Below are 19,285 nucleotides of genomic sequence, written 5' to 3'. Positions count from 1 at the left end.
CCGCTTCGTGTTGACACACGATCTCCGAAGCTGTCACCTCTCTACAATCGTTTTTCCCGGACACTTAAAGATGTTGCGGTGGCAAAGACGCTCCCCGGTTACGGTCCTCGTCTTCGCGTCGGTACTCATTTGCCAATCGAGTTCGATCGCCGCGCCTGAGTCACAATTCTTCGACGCGAAGGGCGTCAAGATTCACTACCTGGTTGAAGGAGCGGGCGAGCCGGTGATCTTGATTCACGGACTGGATTCCAGTGCAAGGATCAACTGGGAAGTGCCAGGAACGATCGACGCTCTCGCCAAGGATCATCAGGTCATAGCTCTTGACCTGCCAGGCTACGGCCAATCAGACAAGCCGGTCGAGCCGGAGGCTTATGGCTTACGGTGGGTCGACGATGTGATCCTGTTACTCGACCATCTGGAAATTCAGAAGGCTCACATTGTCGGCTATTCGATGGGCGGCATGGTCGCGCTTAAACTCATCTCCGAGCATCCTGATCGAGTTCTGTCCGGGACCCTTGGTGGCATGGGATGGTTGAAGGAAGGCGGCATTCTTCAAAAGGTATGGACGCACATGCGTAGTGTCAGTGCCAGGGGTGCGGGCGAGCTCGCGTTGACGGAGGACGAGTTGAAATCAATCAGGGTTCCGGTGGAAGTCCTGGTCGGCGATCATGACCCGATGAGAAGGTTGTATGTAGACCCATTGCGGGAGGTGCGCAATGACTTGCAGGTGATCGAAATTCAGGACGCCGGCCATCTCAACTGCATCTTCAAAAAACAATTCATAGAAGAACTCGAAAAGTGGCTGGACATGAATCGCCGGAAGTGATCGCCAGACACCGTTCCTGCAACAAAACGTGATGGGTCAGCGAAAAACTCGCTAGAAAGCGCCAGTGATGGCATGGATTCTCACGTTGCCCGCTGCGATCATGCTGTCGAGTTGTTGTTCTGACTGTTCCGCCAGGCGTTCCAAGTGCTATGGGTATGCTCCAGGCAGATGAAATGGCTTTCCCGTTTAAGCGAATCCTCGCTCCGGTGGACTTCGACTCGAGCTCGCTGAAGGGCCTTGAGCTCGCCGCGAAGATTGCCAAACAGAGTGGCGCCACGGTCTTCGTCTTGCACATCGTCCCGGTTGACATGGATGTGAGCGGAATGCCCGATTACGTGAACCTCATCAAGCGCCAGGAAAGCCTCGATCGTGAAAAGCTGACCGCGATCGCGAAGCAGCATCTGGCGGATGTAAAATGGAAGATTCTCGACCGGTTGGGCGAGCCTGCGCACGTTATCGACGAGGTTGCAAAGAAGCTGCCGGCCGACCTGATCGTGATGGTAACTCATGGCCGGCGCGGGCTGGCGCGGCTCATAGAAGGCAGCATCGCCGAGAAAGTGTTGCGCAACGCTCCGTGTCCGGTCCTGGCTGTCCGTTAAGCGCAATAGCTTCGACGTTCGCTTGCAACACCTGGCTCGTGCGCGAGTGACGGTCCTCTCGTCAGGTCGTACAAAGAGCAAAAATTATCGCGATGCCTGAGTTTGATTTCGATCTCGCTGTCGTCGGCTCCGGTCCCGCCGGATCTGCTGGCCCGCGTAGATCCGGTCGTGCGTCACGAGATCGACGTATTGCGCCATCAGCTCCTGCGCAACGGCGTCGAGCTGACCACCGCGCGCGCGAGCTTTGTCGAGCCGCACGTGCTCCATCTCGAAGACAAACTGAGTGGCCTGCAAAGGCGGATTTTCGCCGCCAAAATCGTGCTTGCTGTTGGGACTCAGGCTGCCCGCGACGCGCGCACTCCGCTCGATGGCACTTGCATATTCTCCAGCGACGATATCATGCAGCTCGACGAGCTCCCGCGCACGCTCGCGGTGATCGGCGCGGGCGTGATCGGCTGCGAGTACGCCAGCATGTTTGCGGCGTTGGGCGTGCGCGTGACGCTTATCGACATGCGCCCGCGGCTGCTGGACTTCGTCGACGCGGAAATAGTCGAAAGCCTGGTTTACCACTTGCGCGAACGGCGCGTGACGTTGCGGCTCGGCGAAGAAGTTTCGTCCATCGAGGTCTTCCGCGAAGGCGGCCAAAACCATGTGCGTACCTGCCTGGCAAGCGGAAAACAGATCGTCACCGACAAAGCTTTGTCGAGCACGGGCCGCAACGGCGCGACCGGCGAGCTGAACCTGGGCGCCGTGGGCCTCGCAACCGACGCGCGCGGCCGTCTGAAAACCAACACCGACTACCAGACCGCGGTCGAGCGCATCTACGCAGTCGGCGACGTCGTCGGATTTCCGAGCCTCGCGTCCACTTCGAAAGAACAGGGCAGAATCGCCGTGTGCCGCGCGTTCAAGGTTCCCGCGCACCACGCGCCGGAATTGTTCCCCTATGGGATCTACACGATTCCCGAAATCTCGTTCGTCGGCGCCACCGAAGAAAGCCTAACCAACAAAGGCGTGCCATACGAAATCGGCAAGGCTTCCTACCGCGAAGTCGCGCGCGGCCACATCCTAGGCGACAACACCGGAGTCCTGAAACTGCTGTTTCATCGGGAGACGCGCGAATTGCTCGGCGTCCACATCATCGGCGACGGCGCGGTCGAGCTGGTTCACATAGGCCAGGCCGTGATATCGCTCAAGGGCACTATCGACTACTTCGTGAATACGGTTTTCAACTATCCTACCCTCGCAGAGTGCTACAAGAACGCGGCGCTCGACGGTATCAACCGCCTCAGCGCCTGAGCTGGCTTGGGTCAAGGAACCGAGACTTTTACGCAAGCCGTCGTTCGTCCGTACTGGTTTGTCGAGTACAACGTGTAGGTTGTGGTCACTTTGGGATGAACTGTTATTGAGTTCCCGCGCACCGGTCCAACCACTGGTGAGATTACGTTGTAGATCGCCTCGCTGGTTGTCCAATTGAGCGTGACAGCCTTCCCCTTTGCGACATGGGTGGGATTCGCCGTGAAGGCACTGACCATAGGACTCGCGCCAGTTGGCACATCGGAGTTCGTATAGACTGGTCCCGTCGACACAACGTCGAAGTCCGCAGCAGCGACAGCTCCGAGCAGATGCAGATCGGAGTTGTTCCAGCGGCTATCCGGCGCACCGCTGAGATAGATAGCACTCCCATTGTCCGCGAGTATCATCCCGTACTTCTGAAGCGCCGTCAGGATCACCTGGTTCTGCGGCGAAAACCCCGAGATGTCCAAACTGGCCTTCAGCCGGAGCCGCGCTCCCATCGGCGGGGCGTCAGGATCCGTAACTGACGAGGCCCAATGCGACGCGGGCGGCGTGAAAGCCTGCTGTGTCACCGGCACCGTGAAGCGAATCGCGTGGTTGATAGCGCCCGCCGCGACCTCATCGTACCGCACCAGTCCCGTGAAGATCGGCAGTCCCGCCGCATCGGCCGAGGTCCAGGTATAAGGACGCTGCGGTTCGATCGTCATGTCCCAGATGGCGGTCGAGTCGGCGTTCCAGCTCCCGTTCTTCTGGTGGTACGCGTGATAGAACTCATACAGCCAGCAGCCGTCCTTATCGAGCACCAACACATGGCGATCGCCGCTGCCGGGGCTCGGGTAGCCCTCGATCAACGCGTTCGACGGAATCGGCATAGGGCCGGGATCGCTCTCATCCGCGTATGCGCCCAGGTTGATGGTCACCTTGGCCTGCGTGCCGGCTACGATCTGGTACGGTATGCCGATCGATTGGCCTGCGTAGGTGCCGGAGCCGAAATCGGGATGCAGGCTCACCGCTGACCCGATGTAGTCGATGATGTTGGCGGAATTCGAGTCCAATGGCGCGCTGGATATATCCGTGTTCCAAAGGCTGCTCGCCTCGAAGGGCACAAACCCGTTCAGACTCGTGAGTTGTCCCGCGGCCATCCCGCTGCATGTGCCGCTTTGGGCCAGCGCTGGAGCGTTCCATGAAATTAGCGAGACGACGAGCGCAACTGCGGCAATGCGGTGTCTCATGAGTATGGTCCCCCGAGGCTGTCCGAACAGTATTCGTTGCCTTCCCCCACTCTGCGGACTGTAGCCGAATCTGACTTTTAGTATGGTCCCGTGAGGACTTCGAGCCAAGAGTAGAAGCGTGCCTCACTAGTGAGACCTAATGCACTCGATTACGCGCTCGCCAAAGTCGATTCGCTTCTTTTCGCCGATACCGCGTATGTAACGCAGCGCCTCCAATGTCGTGGGCCGGACGCTGGCAAGTTCGCGCAGCGTGGCGTCGTGGAGGATCACATAGGCGGGCATCCCGCGCTCGGCAGCTATTTCGCGGCGCAATTTGCGCAGACTCTCGAACAGCGCCTCGTCCACATCGCGCCACGAGGCTTCTTCCATCCGCGTCCTTTTCGACTTGGACTCCTTGGCCTGCAGCAGGGTGACCGCGCGTCCCCCGCGCATCACTTCCCACGACATCGTGTTCAGCTTCAGGGTTGGGCGATCGCCGGGTGTGCGCTCCAGCAGGCCGGCATCGACCAACTGATAGACCAGGTTGGTCAAGGTCTTGCGCGGCACATCTTTCAGGATGCCATAGGTGGAAAGTTTTTCATGGCCCAATCGACGCACGCGTTCGCTGCTCGCGCCGCTCAGCACGTCCACGACGTGCTCCACGCCGAAGCGCTGCTCGACGCGCGCGACGCACGACAGCACCTTCTGCGCGAGCACTGTCGAATCGGCCACGCCCTCGACCTCGCCCAGGCAAAAGTCGCACGCGCCGCAGTTCGCTCCCTGGTAAATTTCGCCGAAGTAGGCCGACAGCGCCGCATGACGGCATCGAACGACCGTCGCGAAGCGGCGCATCTCCTCGAGCAGATGGTTGCCGCTCTCCACAACTTCAGGCGGAGCCGCCTTTTCCTCCGCGCTCCGTTCCATCAGATTCTGCCAGCGAATCACGTCGGCCGCCGAGTAGAAGAGCACGCATTCCGCAGGCAAGCCGTCGCGACCGGCGCGGCCCGTCTCTTGCTGGTAGGCCTCGATCGATTTCGGAATCGCCGCGTGGATCACACAACGAACGTCGCTGCGGTCGATTCCCATGCCGAACGCAACCGTCGCCACCACCACGTCGATTTCCTCGGCGGCGAAGCGATCTTGCGTGGAGCGGCGCTCATCCGCTTCCATCCCTGCATGATAGGCAGCCGCGCGGACGCCCTCGGACGCCAGGTACGCGGCGATCCGCTCGGTGTCATTGCGGCTGATGCTGTACACGATCGACGCCTCACCTTTGTGCAGCCGGATCGTCTCCCCGATTTGCGCGTTCACATCCAGCTTCGGCCGCACGCGGTAGAGAAGATTCGCGCGATCGAACGATCCGACGAGCACCGCCGGGTCTCGCAGCCCGAGCTGCTCGATGATGTCGCCGCGCACGCGCTCGGTCGCGGTCGCCGTGTAGGCGTGGATGCTCGCGCTCGGAAAGCGAGTCTTCAGCTCCGCGAGCTTGCGATACTCGGGCCGGAAATCGTGCCCCCATTGGCTGATGCAGTGCGCCTCATCGATGGCGAAGCTGGAAACGTTCAGGCGCGCCGCAAGCTCGAGAAATCGCGGCGTCAGCAAGCGCTCCGGCGCGACGAATATAAGATGATGGCGACCGTTCGCGATCTCGCGCTCGACTTGGCGAATTTCTGCCAGATCAATCCCGCTATGAATCGCCGCCGCGGGATAGCCCGATTCGCGCAGCGCATCGACCTGGTCCTTCATCAGCGCGATAAGCGGCGACACCACGACGTCAGTGCGTCCAGCGACTGCGGGCGGCACCTGGTAGCACAGCGACTTTCCGCCCCCGGTCGGCATCACGACTAAAGAGTCGCGCCGCTCGAGTTCCGCCTGGATCGCCTCCAACTGCAGCGGCCGCAAACCCTCAAAGCCCCAGAACCGCCGCAAAACAGCAAGGACTTCGTCAGATGCGCGCCCACCCGCGCCGCCCGCAGCGTCCCCCGCCTCGACCACCGCCTCATCGAGGCTCTTCATCGTTCTCTCGCCACCATATCAAGCCGTTCCGGCATCATTAGTAACAATATCCCCGTCGCTGAGAAAACCAGCCGCGCCAGGATTCGCGCCAGCACCAGTGCCGCCAGGCACAAAAACGATGAAACTGTTGCTGGCGCCTTCTGGAACCGCCAACGGGGACTGGAATCCGCGGCCGTCACTTAACGAACGGTATTGTAAAGTTACATTCTGGTTGACCCGGTGTGATGAATTGCGGTTAAACTTCCAGTCACGTGAACGCGATGCGGGACCCTTTGGGAGGTGACGTCGCATGGCCAACTTTCGAATCCTGTCCTGCGATGGCGGTGGAATCCGCGGAGTGCTGTCGGCGGTTCTGCTGAATCGGCTTTCAGGCGCGTATCCGGCCCTGCTGCAGGATCGCCCCGGCACAGTCACGATGTTTGCCGGTACCTCGACGGGCGGAATCCTCGCTCTCGGTCTCGCCGCCGGTATGACCCCCGCGCAGATTCGCGACCTCTATGTGACGGACGGCAAGTTGATCTTTGATTCGTCGTGGTTGCACAACGTGGTCGAGATCGGTGGCATCAGCGGTTCGAAGTACGACAACGAGAAGCTCAAGCAGATTCTGCTGGATACTTTCGGCGCTCAGAAACTCAAAGACTTAAAGCCACGCGTTCTGATTCCATCGTTCCAGTTGGACAACACGCCCGCGGCTCTCCGCACCTGGAATCCAAAGTTCTTCCACAACTTCACCGGTGCCGACAGCGACGGCGAGTCCATGGTAGTCGACGTCGCGATGTCCACCAGCGCCGCGCCGACCTACTTCCCCTCGTACGGCGTATTCATCGATGGCGGCGTGATCGCCAACAACCCGAGCATGGCCGCGATTGCGCAGGCGATGGACGGCCGCAATCAAGCGAGCGAACGCGCGACTCCGAACGAAATCAAGCTGCTGTCCGTTGGTACGGGCGCGTCGCTGCAATACATCGACGGACTGGACCACGATTGGGGCGACGCGCAATGGATCAAGCCCATACTCAACGTGATGATGGACGGCAGCGTAGGGGTGGCCGATTTCGAATGCCGGCAACTACTCGGCAATCGCTATTGCCGCGTCGAACCCATTTTTCCAGCCGGAAAGTCATTCGCGATGGACGATGTCAGCAAGATCGTGGACCTGATGGACCTGGCAAATTCATTCGATCTCGCCAGCACCGTCGCATGGCTCAACGCCTCCGGATGGTGACGCGCGACCGCGGCTACCCGCAGGTCGCGCGTCGACGGGACTATTCTCTCGGCGGTTTCTCGCCGCGGTACTTGAGAGTGATCTCCCCGACTCCGGCCGCGACATTCAGTCCGTTCTGCCCCTCGACGGATACCGGCTGAAGCGCGATCGACTGATCAAAGCCCCCGACCAGCACGTTCGCGCCCGCACCGACACCAAGCGTGAGGCTCGCGCTCGCGCCCCCGTAGTGGCCGGCTAACGCCCCGGGCTTGAGATCCTTGGTCGTCGCGGCGACCGCCCACAAGATCACCGATGACTGGAGGTAGCCGATATCAGCGCCGAACTTCGAGATGCTTCCACTGTAGTATTCGACTCTTCCGCCGTTGTTCGAGTATGAGCATTTGAGTTCGCGCGAAGATCCGAATACGAACCCCCATCCCGAAGCCTCGTGGCAAGTGAGATATCCCGTCTTGACAGTGTAACCAGCGGCGCGTGCCGGTAATGACCAACAACTCAAAAGGAGAATACTGGTAGCAACAAGCGCGATACGAAGTCCTGGTTTCATTTCTTCTCTCCTGAAGGCTAGGTAGCAAAAGATCAACAATCGCCGTTTGCGAAGAACAACAACCAAGGATTTTTTCGCTTTACCTCTCCGATTTCAACTCTACCTGCAAACCTAACGCCCCGATTTTGGTCCACAAAGAACCGCCTCGACCGTTCTGGACGCCGACTACGCGTCCCGGATTTTGATTTAGGCGCGGCTACCTCAGATCGCGGCCGGTGTAGCCGAGGATCGAGCGCGCGATTATCAGGCGCTGGATTTCGCCGGCGCCTTCGTAGATGTCGAAGATGCGGCCGTCTCTGAAGCATCGATCCAGCGGATGGTCTTCCGAAAGCGCTTCCGGGCCGAGCAAGTCGATGCATCCTTGGGTGATCTTTCGTGCCGCCTTACCGCCCGCCGCTTTCGCGATCGAGGCTTCCACTTTTGGCGGGACCGCTTGCTGCTCGAGCCATTTGGAGCGCAGCACCGTCAACAACGCGGCTTCGTAAATGGCTTCCAGCCTGATGAAACGATCGACGACGGCCGAGCGGCTTCGCATCCCGCCGCGGTAGCTGACTTTGATTCCGCGCTCTGCCAGCTTTTCGCGCGTGAAATCCAGCGCCGCGCGCGCCACACCCAACGCCATCGCGCCAACCATCGGCCGCGAGTCGTTAAACACCGACATCGTGGACTTGAAATCGCCCTTGATGTGGTTGAATTCCGGGATCCGGCAATTCTCGAACAGCAGGTTGCAGGTGTCGTGCGAGCGGATGCCGAGCTTCCTGAGCTGCGGACCGACGGTGAATCCCGGCGTGCCCTTCTCGACGATGAACGTCGTCATGCCGCGGCTCCCGTCCGGCGCGATGAATCGCGACAGCACCATCGCCGCGTCACCCGATTGGGCCTGCGAGATGAAAATTTTCTCGCCGTTGAGAATCCATTCGCCGGTCTCGCGATCGAAAGTCGCGGTCGTGCGAATGTTCGCCGGGTCCGAGCCGGCGCCCGGCTCGGTAATCGCGATCGCTATGGTGTGATTCTTCCACTTTTCGAATTGCTCGGGAGTCGCGACTGTCTTGAGGACGGTGTTGCCGAGTCCCCACTTGCTGCGATGCAGCGCGATCCCGCCCCAATAAATTTCCAGCATGACCAGCGAATGCAGAATCCGCGTTCCGCTGCTGCCGCTAAGGCCTTCCTCGGCCAGCGTGATCGGGTTGGGCAGATCTTTCGCTTCGGGAAATTCCGCCGGCTCGAGTTCGTCTTCGTGCTTGTCGTAGTAGCGCGCATAACGCCGGCCAATGATCGCCTGCTCGTGCGCGCTGCTAAGAACTTTCTCGTCCGCCGCAGTGAGTTGAAAATCTATCATTGCGTTTTCCTCGTTGTGATGGTCGAACCCTAAACGCCGACCGCGCCTTCCAGCACCGACACCGTGCGCGTGTCGCGATACCACATCTCGACCGGGTTATCGCGCAGGTAGCCGTGGCCGCCGAGCATCTGGACGCCTTCATCGGCAATCCACATCGCATTCTCGCCGCAGTAGGTGTACGCGAGGTGCGCCTGCCTGGTAGCGTTGCCGCCCTGCTCGATAATCGACGCGGCCTTCCACGTCATCCAGCGCATCGCGTCAGTTTCGATCCGCATGTCGGCGAGACGGAATGCGATCGTCTGCTTCTTCGCGAGTGCATCGCCATGAACCACGCGCTCCTTCGTGTAGGGCATCACGAATTCCATCACGGCCCGGCTTGTGCCGGTCATGATCGCGGACAGCGCGGTACGCGCCGAGTCGACGATGCGCTGAGCGTCGCATCCCGCGTTCTCGCCGAGGCGAGCGCTGGAGCTCAATTCAACATCCTTGAAACTGACGGTGGCCATCTCGAGCGCGCGCAGACCAATATTCGGTTTCTTCTCGCCAACCGTCACGCCCCGCGTGTTCCTGTCAACGATGAACGCGTCCGCGGCGCCGTCACATTGCGCGACGACAATGAAGTGACTGCAACTACCCGCGAGCGGAACCAGTCCCTTCAGGCCTGAGAGGCGATAGCCGTCGCGCGTCTTGATTGCGCTGGTGCGAATCGACGAAACATCAAAGGCGAAGTCAGGCTCCATGATCGCGACGCCCGCGCATCGATACTTGTCGCCCGCGAACAGCGGCAGCAGATTTTTCTTTTGCGCGGGCGAACCTTGCGTTGCGACTGCGCCGAGAAATCCGATCGGCGCCGCGGCGGCGATCGCGAATGCGGCGTCCGCCACGGCAAGTTCCTCGAGCAGCAACGCGTTCAGGGTGGGTGAATAACTGCCAGACTCACCTTGCGACTGGATGATTCCGGTTGCCCAGATCTCGTCGAGAATCGATGAGGGGATCGCCTCGCGATCGTCGGCGCCGCGCGCCGCCGGCCGTAGCTGCGAGATTGCCAGCTCCTGCACCATCGACTGTGCGAGTTTTTGCTCCTCGGTCAGTTGAAAAGAGATCACTGCGCTTTTCCTCCAATTCCGTGCTTGACATTTCGATGTCTTGCGTTCAGGATACCAATGGTTGAACCAATGGAACATATGGGCGATACGAATGTCAAGCGGAAAAAGCCGGTGCGCGTGGCGACGCCGCGCCGCGTGGAATTCAGCCGCATCCGCAACCTGCGCGCGTTCGACGAGATCGCCGATCAAATCCGCAGAGAACTTTCCGATCGCCGGCTGCGAGTGGGCGATCGGCTGCCGCCGGAACGCGCCCTGGCGGAGCAGTTCGGGGTGTCGCGCAATACGCTGCGCGAGGCGCTGCGCTCGCTCGAAAATGCGGGGCTGCTGCGGCTGCAGAAGGGCGCGACCGGCGGCGCGTTCGTGCGGGAGAGCACGGGCGACGCGATAATCACCGGGCTGCGCGACATGTTCCACCTCGGCGCGATTCAGCCCGAGCATCTGACCGAGGCGCGGGTGATGATCGAATCTAGCGCGGTGCGCACCGCGTGCCAGCGCGCGACGCCCGAGGACATTGAGGCGCTCAACGCGAACATCGCCTTGGCGGAGCGGGCAGTTCGCGACAAGATCTACTTTTACGATCAGGCTGCGATTCATCTCGAGTTCCACCGCATCCTTGCGCGCGCGACCAAGAATCCGGTGATGGTGATCGTGATGGACGCGTTGATCGACGTGATGCAGCACTTCATCCGGGCGATCGGGCAAAAGCGAAATCCGTGGGTGATTCCGTCGCGCCGGCGATTCATGAAGCACTTTGAAGCAGGTGATGCCGACAGCGCCGTAAATGAGATGGAGCAGCATCTCGAGCGCCTGAATAGGCACTATCTGTCGCTGATGAAAGAGAAGGACCGCGCCGAGGCCGCCGGTGAATGACGACATCCTGAGCGGCGTGCGCGTGCTCGACTTCACGACGATCGTATCGGGGCCGTATTGCACGCGGCTGCTCGCGGATCTCGGCGCCGAAGTGATCAAGATCGAACCGCCCGAGGGCGACTTCATCCGGACGCAGCCGCCGATTCGCGCCGGCAAGAGCGCGTACTTCGCTCATCTGAATTGCGGCAAGAAAAGCCTCGCGATCGATCTGCGCCAACGCGGGGCCATCGAGTTGGTGCAGCAGCTCGCGGCGAAGTCGGACGTGGTCGTCGAAAATTCGCGGCCGGGCGTGATGCAGCGGCTGGGGCTCGACTACGCGCCGCTCGCGCCGATGAATCCACGAATCGTGTACTGCTCGATCTCGGGCTTTGGCCAAAGCGGTCCGTGGGCGACGCGCAGCGCTTACGCGCCAATGCTTCACGCGGCAAGCGGCTTCGACCTCGTCAATCTCTCGTACCAGAACGGCCTCGAGCGACCACTCAACACCGGCATCTACGTGGGCGATGTGCTGGGCGGGACGTACGCATTCGGCGCGATTCAGTCCGCGCTGCTCGCGCGTGAGCGCAGCGGACGCGGCGATTGCATCGATCTGGCGATGATGGACGGTCTGCTCGGGATGCTTATCTACGAGTTCCAGGAAGCGCAGCTTCCGCCGATGAAGCGGACGAATACGTTTCAGCCGACTCGCGCGAAGGACGGATTCATAATGATCGCGGCGGTGAAGCCCAATAACTACGAGGCTCTGGCTCGCGCGGTCGGGCATCCCGAATGGATGGACGATCCTCGTTTTGCGACCGCAAAAGGCCGCGCTGCGAATTGGGCGTGGTTCATGTCGATGCTCGATGAGTGGGCGTCGACGCGAACGATGGAAGAGTGTGAAGCGATACTGACCGAAGGCAGCGTTCCATGCTCGCGGTATTACACGGTGCGCGAGGCCCTTGAGCATCCGCATCTCGCGCAGCGCGGCAGCTTCGAAGTGATCAACGACGGCGCGGGGCCGCTCAAGGTGCCGAATCCCGCCTTCAAGTTTGGCAATGCCAACGCGCAGGCTCGCAACTATGTGCCGGCGCTCGGCGCGGACAACGCGGTGGTACTTTCGAGCGTGCTGGGGTATTCCGAGGATCGCATCGCCGCGCTATACGAGAAACGGATCCTTCACGGCGATAGCAGCCGCGCCTGACAAGCCGGCGGGAGAACATGCAAAATGGGTGAGATCCTTGCGGTTGGAATAACTCACTACCCGCCTCTTGCCGGCAGCGACGAAACGATGTCGTGGATTCTGAAGCGGATGCTCCAGAACCCGCATCTGCCGGAAAAATTTAGAAGCACCCACGGCTGGCCGGAAGCGATGCGCGCGGAATGGGGCAACGACGAGGGCACGAGCGCCGCGCACGTACATCGCGAGCGGCTGCTGCAATCGCTGCGCAAGGCGCGCGCGCAAATCGACGCGTTTCGCCCAGATTTCATAGTAGTGTGGGGCGACGACCAGTACGAAAATTTCCGCGAGGATGTGATCCCGCCATATTGCATCTACGCGCACGAATCATTCGAGTTCGCGCCGCCCGCGCACAACGTGTGGAATGATGCGCCCGACAAGAAGTTCCGTTCGCTCGGCAACGTGGCGGCCGCGAAGTATCTTGCGGGTGGCTTGATCGAGGCTGGTTTCGACACCGCGTACTCGTACAAGCCGCTGCATCATCCGCTGGGGCACGCGTTCGCCAACGCAGTGCTGTACCTCGACTACGATCGCAAAGGGTTTCCGTATCCGATCATTCCGTTCGCGATAAATTGCTACGGCCGCAGAGTGATCGCGCAACGCGGCGGTCTACCCGCGTTCGAGAATCCGCCGTCGGAAGCACAGCTCGATCCGCCCGCGCCGACGCCGCGACGACTGTTCGATCTCGGCGCCGCGACCGCGCGCATCTTTGCGGACAGTCCATGGCGGGTGGCGCTGATGGCGTCGTCAGGCTGGTCGCACGCGTTCCTCACGGCGAAAAATAATTTTCTGTATCCGGACACGCCCGCGGATCGCGCTCTGTTCGAGGCGCTGCGCGCAGGCAACTACGACGCGTGGCGGAACTATCCCGCGTCGTCAGTCGAAGCGAGCGGTCAGCAGGAAATCCTCAACTGGATGTGCATCGCAGGCGTGCTCGCCGAATTGAAACGCAAACCGGCGGAGACTGAATTCATCGACACGTGGATTTTTAATTCCTCGAAGTGTTTCCTGATGGCGCCGCCGCCCCGCTGATTAGATGAAGCTAAGTGGAAAAGTGGCGCTGGTTACGGGGACCAGCACGAATATCGGCGGCGGAATCGCGGAAAGTCTGGCGGCCGAGGGCACCGCTCTGGTGTGCGTCGACGCGCGCGCGGAAAACGCGGCGGACTGCGCGCGTTACATCAAGAGCACGGGTGGCCGTGCTGTCGGCATAACTTGCGACGTTACCGACGAGTCACAGGTGATTGCGGCGGTCGTCGCGGCGCGCGAACACCTCGGCGGAATCGACATACTCGTGAACAACGCCGCCATCTTCAACAAGAAGGGCGTGATCGACATGCCGCTCGAGGAGTGGCGGCGGCAGCTCGAGATAATTCTTGGCGGCGCGTTCCTGTTCACCAAGCATGTCGCCAAATCGATGATCGAACAGCGTCGCAAAGGCAGCATCATCAATATCATCTCGACCGCGGGTCATCAGGGCGAGCCGAACAACATTGCGTACTGCACTGGCAAGAGCGGTCTGCTGAACTTCACGCGCTCGGCGGCGATGGAACTGGTGGCGCACAGCATCCGCGTCAACAGCCTGACGCCGACGGCGACAGATCCGTCGGAGTCGATCGAACGCGCCGCGCGGTGGGGTCGTCCGGCACGCAGCGTCGAGCAACTCAAGCAGGCCTTCGAGCCGTTTCGAAAAGGCGTGCCGATGCTCAAGTTGCCGAGTCCGAGCGACTACGGGAGGGCCGCGGTATTTCTAGCGTCGGACGACGCGGAGATGATCACAGGGACGGATCTTCGCGTCGATGCGGGCGCGATCGCGCGTTACTGGGCGTGGAATCCGTCGGACAAGTAGCGCTGAGCGAGACCATCGAACTTAGGAGAAGCACTATGGATAAGTCAGCCGAGAGCTACGTCGTAGATGATCAGGACAAAGGACTGTTTCGCGTGAATCGGCGGGCGTTCACCGATCCGGAATGTCTGGCGGAGGAGCGGCGCCGGGTCTTCGACAAGTGCTGGATCTACATCGGTCACGAGTCCGAAGTTCCTCACGCCGGCGATTATCGTTCGCGAAATGTCGCGGGCCGGCCGATGATCCTGGTGCGCGGCGATGACAGCGTCGTGCGCGTGCTGCTCAACACGTGTACTCATCGCGGCTCGCTGGTATGCCGCCAGAAGTCCGGAAATGCCAAGACTTTCCAGTGTCCGTACCACGCGTGGACCTTTAGCTCGCGCGGTCAACTGGTGGGAGTGCCGGGCGAGGACTCCTATAGCGACGCGTTCAAGCGCGACGACATGGCCCTGGCTACTCCGCCTCAGGTGGATAACTATCGCGGATTTGTCTTCGCGTGCTTCGATCCCGCCGCTGATAGCCTGTATGACTACCTGGCAGGCGCGCGCGAATATTTAGACCTAGTCGCCGATCAGTCCGAACTAGGGATGAAGATTGTCGCGGGGCAGCAATCCTATAGCGCGCGGGCTAACTGGAAGCTGCTGGTCGAGAACAGTTATGACGGCTATCACGGCCTGCCGACGCATCAGCGCTACTTCAGCTTTCTAAGTGATATAGGTGTCGATATGAAAGGCCGCGACGTAGCGGCGCCGTCGTATCAGAAAGCGGTCGATCTCGGTAATGGTCACGCGGTGGTGGAATATCAGAGCGCGTGGGGAAGGCCGATTGCGCACTGGGTCGCTCCGTTCGGCGAGCATCGCAAGGCGCACTTCGAGGAAGTGCGGCGCCGCTTCGACGAGCGCTTCGGTCCGGAGCGGTCGCGGCGCATTTGCGAGACCAGCCGCAACCTCGGCATTTTTCCGAACCTTGTGATCAACGATATCATGGCGATCACAGTTCGCACCTTCTATCCGGTTTCGCCCGACTACATGGAGGTAAACGCGTGGGCGCTGGCGCCGGCGGACGAGAGCGCGGAGGACTCCGCACTGCGCCTCGACAACTTTCTGACGTTCCTCGGCCCGGGAGGATTCGCCACGCCGGACGACGTGGAGATGCTCGAGGCGTGTCAGCGCGGATTTGCCAATCGTGAAGTCGGCTGGTCGGACATATCGCGCGGGATGAAACGTGAGCATCCTTCGATCACCGACGAACTGCAGATGCGCGCGTTTTGGCGGCGCTGGAATCAACTCATGACGGAGCCCCAGCTAAAGCGCGCAAGGAAAGCGGCATGAGTAGCATAGAACTGCCTAGCCGTCAGGACGTGGAGGACCTCTTATACAAGGAGGCGGCGCTGCTCGACGAATGGCGGCTGGACGAGTGGATGGAGCTGCTCACCGAAGACGCGGTCTACGAAGTCCCGCCAACTGACGTTCCCGAAGGTGACTCGCGAAATACGCTGTTCATCATCGCCGACGATGCGGTGCGAATCCGATCACGCGTCAAGCAGTTGCTCGGCAAGGCTGCGTGGTCGGAAAATCCCAGGTCACGCACGCGGAGAATAATCGCCAATGTGAGGGTTATCGGAACCGATGGCGATAACATTCTCGCGACCGCCAACTTTGCCGTGCATAGGATGCGCTACGAGTCCGTGGACACCTATATAGGACACTACGATTACAAGCTGGTGCGAGTGGGCAACGATCTCAGAATCCGGGAAAGAAGAGCTATCCTCGATAACGAGGCACTGCGCCCCCACGGGAAGATCAGCTTCATCCTGTAACGACCCCGGATCGCGAATACGTCGGAGAACGCGATGGACGTCATCGACATGCACAACCACTTCATCGCGCCCGAGATAATCGATTTTCTGGCGCGCGAAGGAGAGCATTTCGCGACTAAGATCGTCGAGCGTGACGGCCGCCGGTTTTTCCTGATCCAGGAAAAGGCGATGCGGCCGATCGACGGTCCGATCTCGGATGCTCAGGCGCGCATCGCGGACATGGATCGCGAGAGCATCACGGCACAGGCGGTATCGTGCGTACCATTCCTGATGTATCCGGACTTGGATGCCGCGCCCGGACTGGCGATAGCGCAAGTCAATAATGACGCGATGGTGGCTCTGGGAGCGAGCGATCCCGCTCACTTCGTGCCGTTGGCGAGCGTCCCAATGCAGGATCCCGCCGCGGCGGCAAGGGAACTTGAACGCGCTGCGAAACTGGGACTTCGTGGAGTCGAGATTCCGCCGAAGGTCGTTGAACGCCAGCTCGACGAGCCCGATTTCGAGATCTTCTGGGAGGCAGCCGAGGCGCTGCGGATGGTCGTTTGCGTTCATCCGTTTGAAGCCGCGCCGGCTGGAGCGCTGTCCCGCTATTTTCTCGGCAACCTGGTCGGCAATCTTTACGACACCGGGCTGGCTGCGGCGCTGCTGATCTACGGCGGGGTGCTCGAGCACCATCCGAACCTGCGAGTCGTTCTCTATCACGCTGGCGGCGCGTTGCCGGCGCTGGTGGGACGACTCGACATGGGATACAGGCTCGTGCCGGAATGCCGCAGCGCAATTCCGCGGCCGCCGTCAAGCTACGCAAATCAATTCTACTTCGATATAATCGCGCACAGTCGCGGAATGCTGGGCCATCTCGTGAAGACCTACGGAGCGGACAGATTCGTGGTTGGAACTGACTACCCCTTGCCCGCTGGCCTTGCGCATCCGGTGGAAGAAGTCAAAGCGCTCGGCCTGGCGACCGGTGATGAACAAAAAATATTTGGAACCAACGCGCGCCAACTGCTAAGACTTTGACGATTGACGGTGAAAGGACTCGGTAGCATTGAGACTCGGAGGTGACTGACTAATGGCAAACAAGCCGCAAATGCTGGAAGGCTACCGGGTCCTTGATTTCACGCAGTTCGTCGCCGGACCTACCTGCACTCGACTACTCGCCGAGATGGGCGCCGAAGTTATCAAGCTCGAACTCGCGCCCTTCGGCGATCGAGTCCGCGCCGACGGTCTCAAGTCGCTCAAGCCCGAATTCCAGGGGTCGAGTCACAGCACCTACTACATGCAGCATAACCACTCAAAACTGAGCTTTGCGATCGATCTCAAAAAACCCGGCGCGCGGAAGATCGTGATGGCGATGCTTCCGCAGGTCGACGTCGTGGTCGAGAACTTCGCGCCGCGCGTGATCGACCGGCAGGGATTTGCTTACAAGGACGTCAAGGCAGTCAATCCGAAAATCATTATGTGTTCGATTTCGATGGCCGGGCAGACCGGACCGCTCTCGGTCAAGGCCGGATATGATTTCATCGGACAGGCCTATGCTGGCATTACAGACGGCATCGGGCAGGTCGACGGTCCGCCGGCGTTGACTACTATGGCAATCGGTGACGTCTCGACCGGCGTCGCCGCCGCTATGGCTGTCGGCTTCGCGCTGTTGCATCGCGAGCGAACGGGAGAAGGCCAGTATCTCGACGCGTCGCTGCTGGACACCTACTTCCATATGCACGAGAAGACCGTGCCCATAGTGTCGCTCCGCGGCGACAAGTTCCATCCGACGCGAAGCGGTTCGTTGCATCCCGACGGCGGCACCACCGGCATTTTTCATTTCCGTGGTGACCAATACATTCAGATTACTTCGACGCCGCATCAGTGGCCGCAGTTCGTGCGCGCGCTTGGGATGCCTGAGTTGGCGACCGACCCACGGTTCAAAGACGCGCGGGCGCGGCGCGACAACAAAGAACAGCTTAGAGATGTGATCGAGGAGTGGCTCTCGAAACTTCCGAGCCGCGACGCAGCGATAGCCGCGCTGGATGCTGAACGCGTGCCGTGTGCTCCCGTGCTAACGGTCAACGAAGCCGTAAAGCATCCGCATCTCAATGAGCGCAAGACGGTTCGCTGGGTCAAGGATCCGCTGCTGGGCACGGTAGCGATACCCGCAGTTCCAGTGAAGTTCTCAGCGTGGCCGGACAAGACAGACGTGCGTTCCGCGAGACTGGGCGAGGACAACGAGCGAGTGCTGCGCGAACTACTTAAGATGCCGGCGGAGCAGATTCGCAAGCTCTATACGGAGGGGATTCTGGTTCGCGATCCGACGCTCGAAAGCAATCCGTCATAGCTGGCATCTCGTCGCCGGTCACCGGGGACTGCAAAGATCCTCATTGTCGCCCGAACCGGTGTAGTTAAGAATTCCAGTCTGAAAAATTGGCGCTTCTACGTTCCGCTCCAAGTAGAGGTAGTATGGCAGACGCAGAGCGCTGGCATGATTTGTGAGAAGGACATCCAGGCACCTTCGATGCGGCTGATCCCAACTCTGTCGGACATAGGTGTCATAGGTCGCGCAAAATTCTGTTTGGGTCCTTGCCGATCGCAGCCTGGTGTAGAGCGCCGCTAGTTCATTCGACACTGCTCCGACATTGATCTGCAGGTACAGGATTTGGCAAGCCAATAGGCTCGTCGCGACAACTGCCAGACCCCGACCGAGCATAGATCTCTCGCTGGGTACCCCAACGCCGATAAGCCAACTAAGTCCGAGCCACACGGCGGGGTAGAGAAACCTCTCGCCTGGACTAATCATTCCCTCAAACTCGTACCCGGAAGCAATAACAGCCAACGCGCAGAAGACCGCGCAAGCGAGCACTCCGCGATTCCTGGTGCAGCCCCTGACCCACAATACTACGGCAAGCGGTACTATTGATGTCAAAGTGATCGCCACGAACAGATTGAGTAGTGCAAACACCTTCATCCCTGGAGAGCTAATTGCTAGCCATGGAAGAAACTCCGGATAGGGAGAAAAGGCGGCGATCCAGCGACCCGCCATTTGATGCGGCGTCCAAAACGTCCACGTAGGACCGGCAAGATTAAGAGACACGCGCTCGACCGCATACCAGACTGTCAATACCATCGATGGCGCGAAGCAAATACAAACAGGGCCCAGAAGCTCGGTTCGCGACTCGGTTAGGATAAGCGCCAGAGTCACGAGAATTGCGGTCGCATAGGGGAGAAAGTGGCAAAAGAATAGAGCGACTAGTGGCCTGTAACGGTGACATTGGTATCGGATTCTTGTATCATGAGGCATGCTTGCAGGAGAGTTTTGCTTGACGCCGAGTGAGCGCAGGGAGCTGCGGGATAGGCTGCGCTCGCGCACGCTGCCGGCCGAGGATG

At 60.3% G+C, this 19,285-nt stretch carries 17 protein-coding genes; 12 read left to right on the top strand and 5 right to left on the bottom strand.

Annotated elements, in window-relative coordinates:
- Window positions 1-70: 70 nt before the first annotated feature.
- The 3 genes from VJX68_RS02610 to sthA all read left to right on the top strand — a co-directional run bounded on the left by VJX68_RS02610 (window position 71) and on the right by sthA (window position 2,721).
- On the top strand, window positions 71-826 hold the full coding sequence (locus VJX68_RS02610; RefSeq protein WP_324094087.1) for an alpha/beta fold hydrolase: 756 nt from the start codon (window positions 71-73) through the stop codon (window positions 824-826).
- Between the two features lie 173 nt (window positions 827-999).
- Window positions 1,000-1,425: a universal stress protein gene (locus tag VJX68_RS02605; RefSeq protein ID WP_324094086.1), complete on the top strand. Its 426-nt coding sequence runs from the start codon at window positions 1,000-1,002 to the stop codon at window positions 1,423-1,425.
- Window positions 1,426-1,527: 102 nt separating this feature from the next.
- Window positions 1,528-2,721, top strand: a complete 1,194-nt coding sequence (gene sthA / locus VJX68_RS02600; RefSeq protein WP_324094085.1) for a Si-specific NAD(P)(+) transhydrogenase — start codon at window positions 1,528-1,530, stop codon at window positions 2,719-2,721.
- An 11-nt stretch (window positions 2,722-2,732) separates the two neighbouring features.
- On the opposite strand, the gene VJX68_RS02595 is transcribed toward sthA, so the two are convergent.
- A complete protein-coding gene (locus VJX68_RS02595; RefSeq protein ID WP_324094084.1) occupies window positions 2,733-3,950 on the bottom strand; it encodes a hypothetical protein in 1,218 nt (405 codons plus the stop codon).
- Window positions 3,951-4,076: 126 nt separating this feature from the next.
- Window positions 4,077-5,945, bottom strand: coding sequence for a DNA helicase RecQ (recQ, locus tag VJX68_RS02590; RefSeq protein WP_324094083.1), 1,869 nt, complete (start codon window positions 5,943-5,945; stop codon window positions 4,077-4,079).
- A gap of 289 nt (window positions 5,946-6,234) precedes the next feature.
- On the opposite strand from recQ, the gene VJX68_RS02585 reads away from it, so the two are divergent.
- On the top strand, window positions 6,235-7,170 hold the full coding sequence (locus VJX68_RS02585; protein ID WP_324094082.1) for a patatin-like phospholipase family protein: 936 nt from the start codon (window positions 6,235-6,237) through the stop codon (window positions 7,168-7,170).
- Between the two features lie 40 nt (window positions 7,171-7,210).
- Here VJX68_RS02585 and VJX68_RS02580 read toward each other — a convergent pair whose 3' ends face one another.
- The 3 genes from VJX68_RS02580 to VJX68_RS02570 form a co-directional block, all read right to left on the bottom strand.
- Window positions 7,211-7,714, bottom strand: a complete 504-nt coding sequence (locus VJX68_RS02580; RefSeq protein WP_324094080.1) for a DUF992 domain-containing protein — start codon at window positions 7,712-7,714, stop codon at window positions 7,211-7,213.
- Window positions 7,715-7,910: 196 nt separating this feature from the next.
- A complete protein-coding gene (locus VJX68_RS02575; RefSeq protein WP_324094079.1) occupies window positions 7,911-9,053 on the bottom strand; it encodes an acyl-CoA dehydrogenase family protein in 1,143 nt (380 codons plus the stop codon).
- A 29-nt stretch (window positions 9,054-9,082) separates the two neighbouring features.
- Window positions 9,083-10,159 carry an acyl-CoA dehydrogenase family protein gene (locus tag VJX68_RS02570; RefSeq protein WP_324094078.1) on the bottom strand — a complete coding sequence of 359 codons (1,077 nt, stop codon included), beginning with the start codon at window positions 10,157-10,159 and terminating at the stop codon, window positions 9,083-9,085.
- Window positions 10,160-10,228: 69 nt separating this feature from the next.
- Here VJX68_RS02570 and VJX68_RS02565 point away from each other — a divergent pair, with 69 nt between their 5' ends.
- The 8 genes from VJX68_RS02565 to VJX68_RS02530 are packed head-to-tail and all read left to right on the top strand — an operon-like array spanning window position 10,229 to window position 18,239.
- On the top strand, window positions 10,229-11,029 hold the full coding sequence (locus VJX68_RS02565; RefSeq protein ID WP_324094077.1) for a FadR/GntR family transcriptional regulator: 801 nt from the start codon (window positions 10,229-10,231) through the stop codon (window positions 11,027-11,029).
- Window positions 11,022-12,209: a CaiB/BaiF CoA transferase family protein gene (locus VJX68_RS02560; protein ID WP_324094076.1), complete on the top strand. Its 1,188-nt coding sequence runs from the start codon at window positions 11,022-11,024 to the stop codon at window positions 12,207-12,209. The genes VJX68_RS02565 and VJX68_RS02560 overlap by 8 nt, the downstream gene beginning before the upstream one ends.
- Window positions 12,210-12,233: 24 nt before the next feature.
- A complete protein-coding gene (locus VJX68_RS02555; RefSeq protein WP_324094075.1) occupies window positions 12,234-13,277 on the top strand; it encodes a class III extradiol ring-cleavage dioxygenase family protein in 1,044 nt (347 codons plus the stop codon).
- Between the two features lie 4 nt (window positions 13,278-13,281).
- The gene (locus VJX68_RS02550; RefSeq protein ID WP_324094074.1) at window positions 13,282-14,094 is read left to right on the top strand and encodes an SDR family NAD(P)-dependent oxidoreductase; all 813 of its coding nucleotides are present in this window, start codon (window positions 13,282-13,284) and stop codon (window positions 14,092-14,094) included.
- Between the two features lie 35 nt (window positions 14,095-14,129).
- Window positions 14,130-15,422, top strand: a complete 1,293-nt coding sequence (locus tag VJX68_RS02545; RefSeq protein WP_324094073.1) for an aromatic ring-hydroxylating oxygenase subunit alpha — start codon at window positions 14,130-14,132, stop codon at window positions 15,420-15,422.
- Window positions 15,419-15,910, top strand: a complete 492-nt coding sequence (locus tag VJX68_RS02540; RefSeq protein WP_324094072.1) for an aromatic-ring-hydroxylating dioxygenase subunit beta — start codon at window positions 15,419-15,421, stop codon at window positions 15,908-15,910. The genes VJX68_RS02545 and VJX68_RS02540 overlap by 4 nt, the downstream gene beginning before the upstream one ends.
- A 33-nt stretch (window positions 15,911-15,943) precedes the next feature.
- A complete protein-coding gene (locus VJX68_RS02535; protein WP_324094071.1) occupies window positions 15,944-16,927 on the top strand; it encodes an amidohydrolase family protein in 984 nt (327 codons plus the stop codon).
- Between the two features lie 52 nt (window positions 16,928-16,979).
- Window positions 16,980-18,239 (top strand): CaiB/BaiF CoA transferase family protein, encoded by a 1,260-nt coding sequence (locus VJX68_RS02530; RefSeq protein ID WP_324094070.1) that lies wholly within the window; start codon window positions 16,980-16,982, stop codon window positions 18,237-18,239.
- The last annotated feature ends 1,046 nt before the right edge of the window (window positions 18,240-19,285 follow it).

Origin of the sequence: Binatus sp. (SeqCode), from assembly GCF_035272065.1 — a bacterium.
In the GTDB taxonomy this organism is placed as follows: Bacteria; Desulfobacterota; Binatia; order Binatales; family Binataceae; genus Binatus.
Note: the sequence above shows the minus strand (reverse complement) of the source record. Positions and strands in the feature narration are given on the sequence as shown.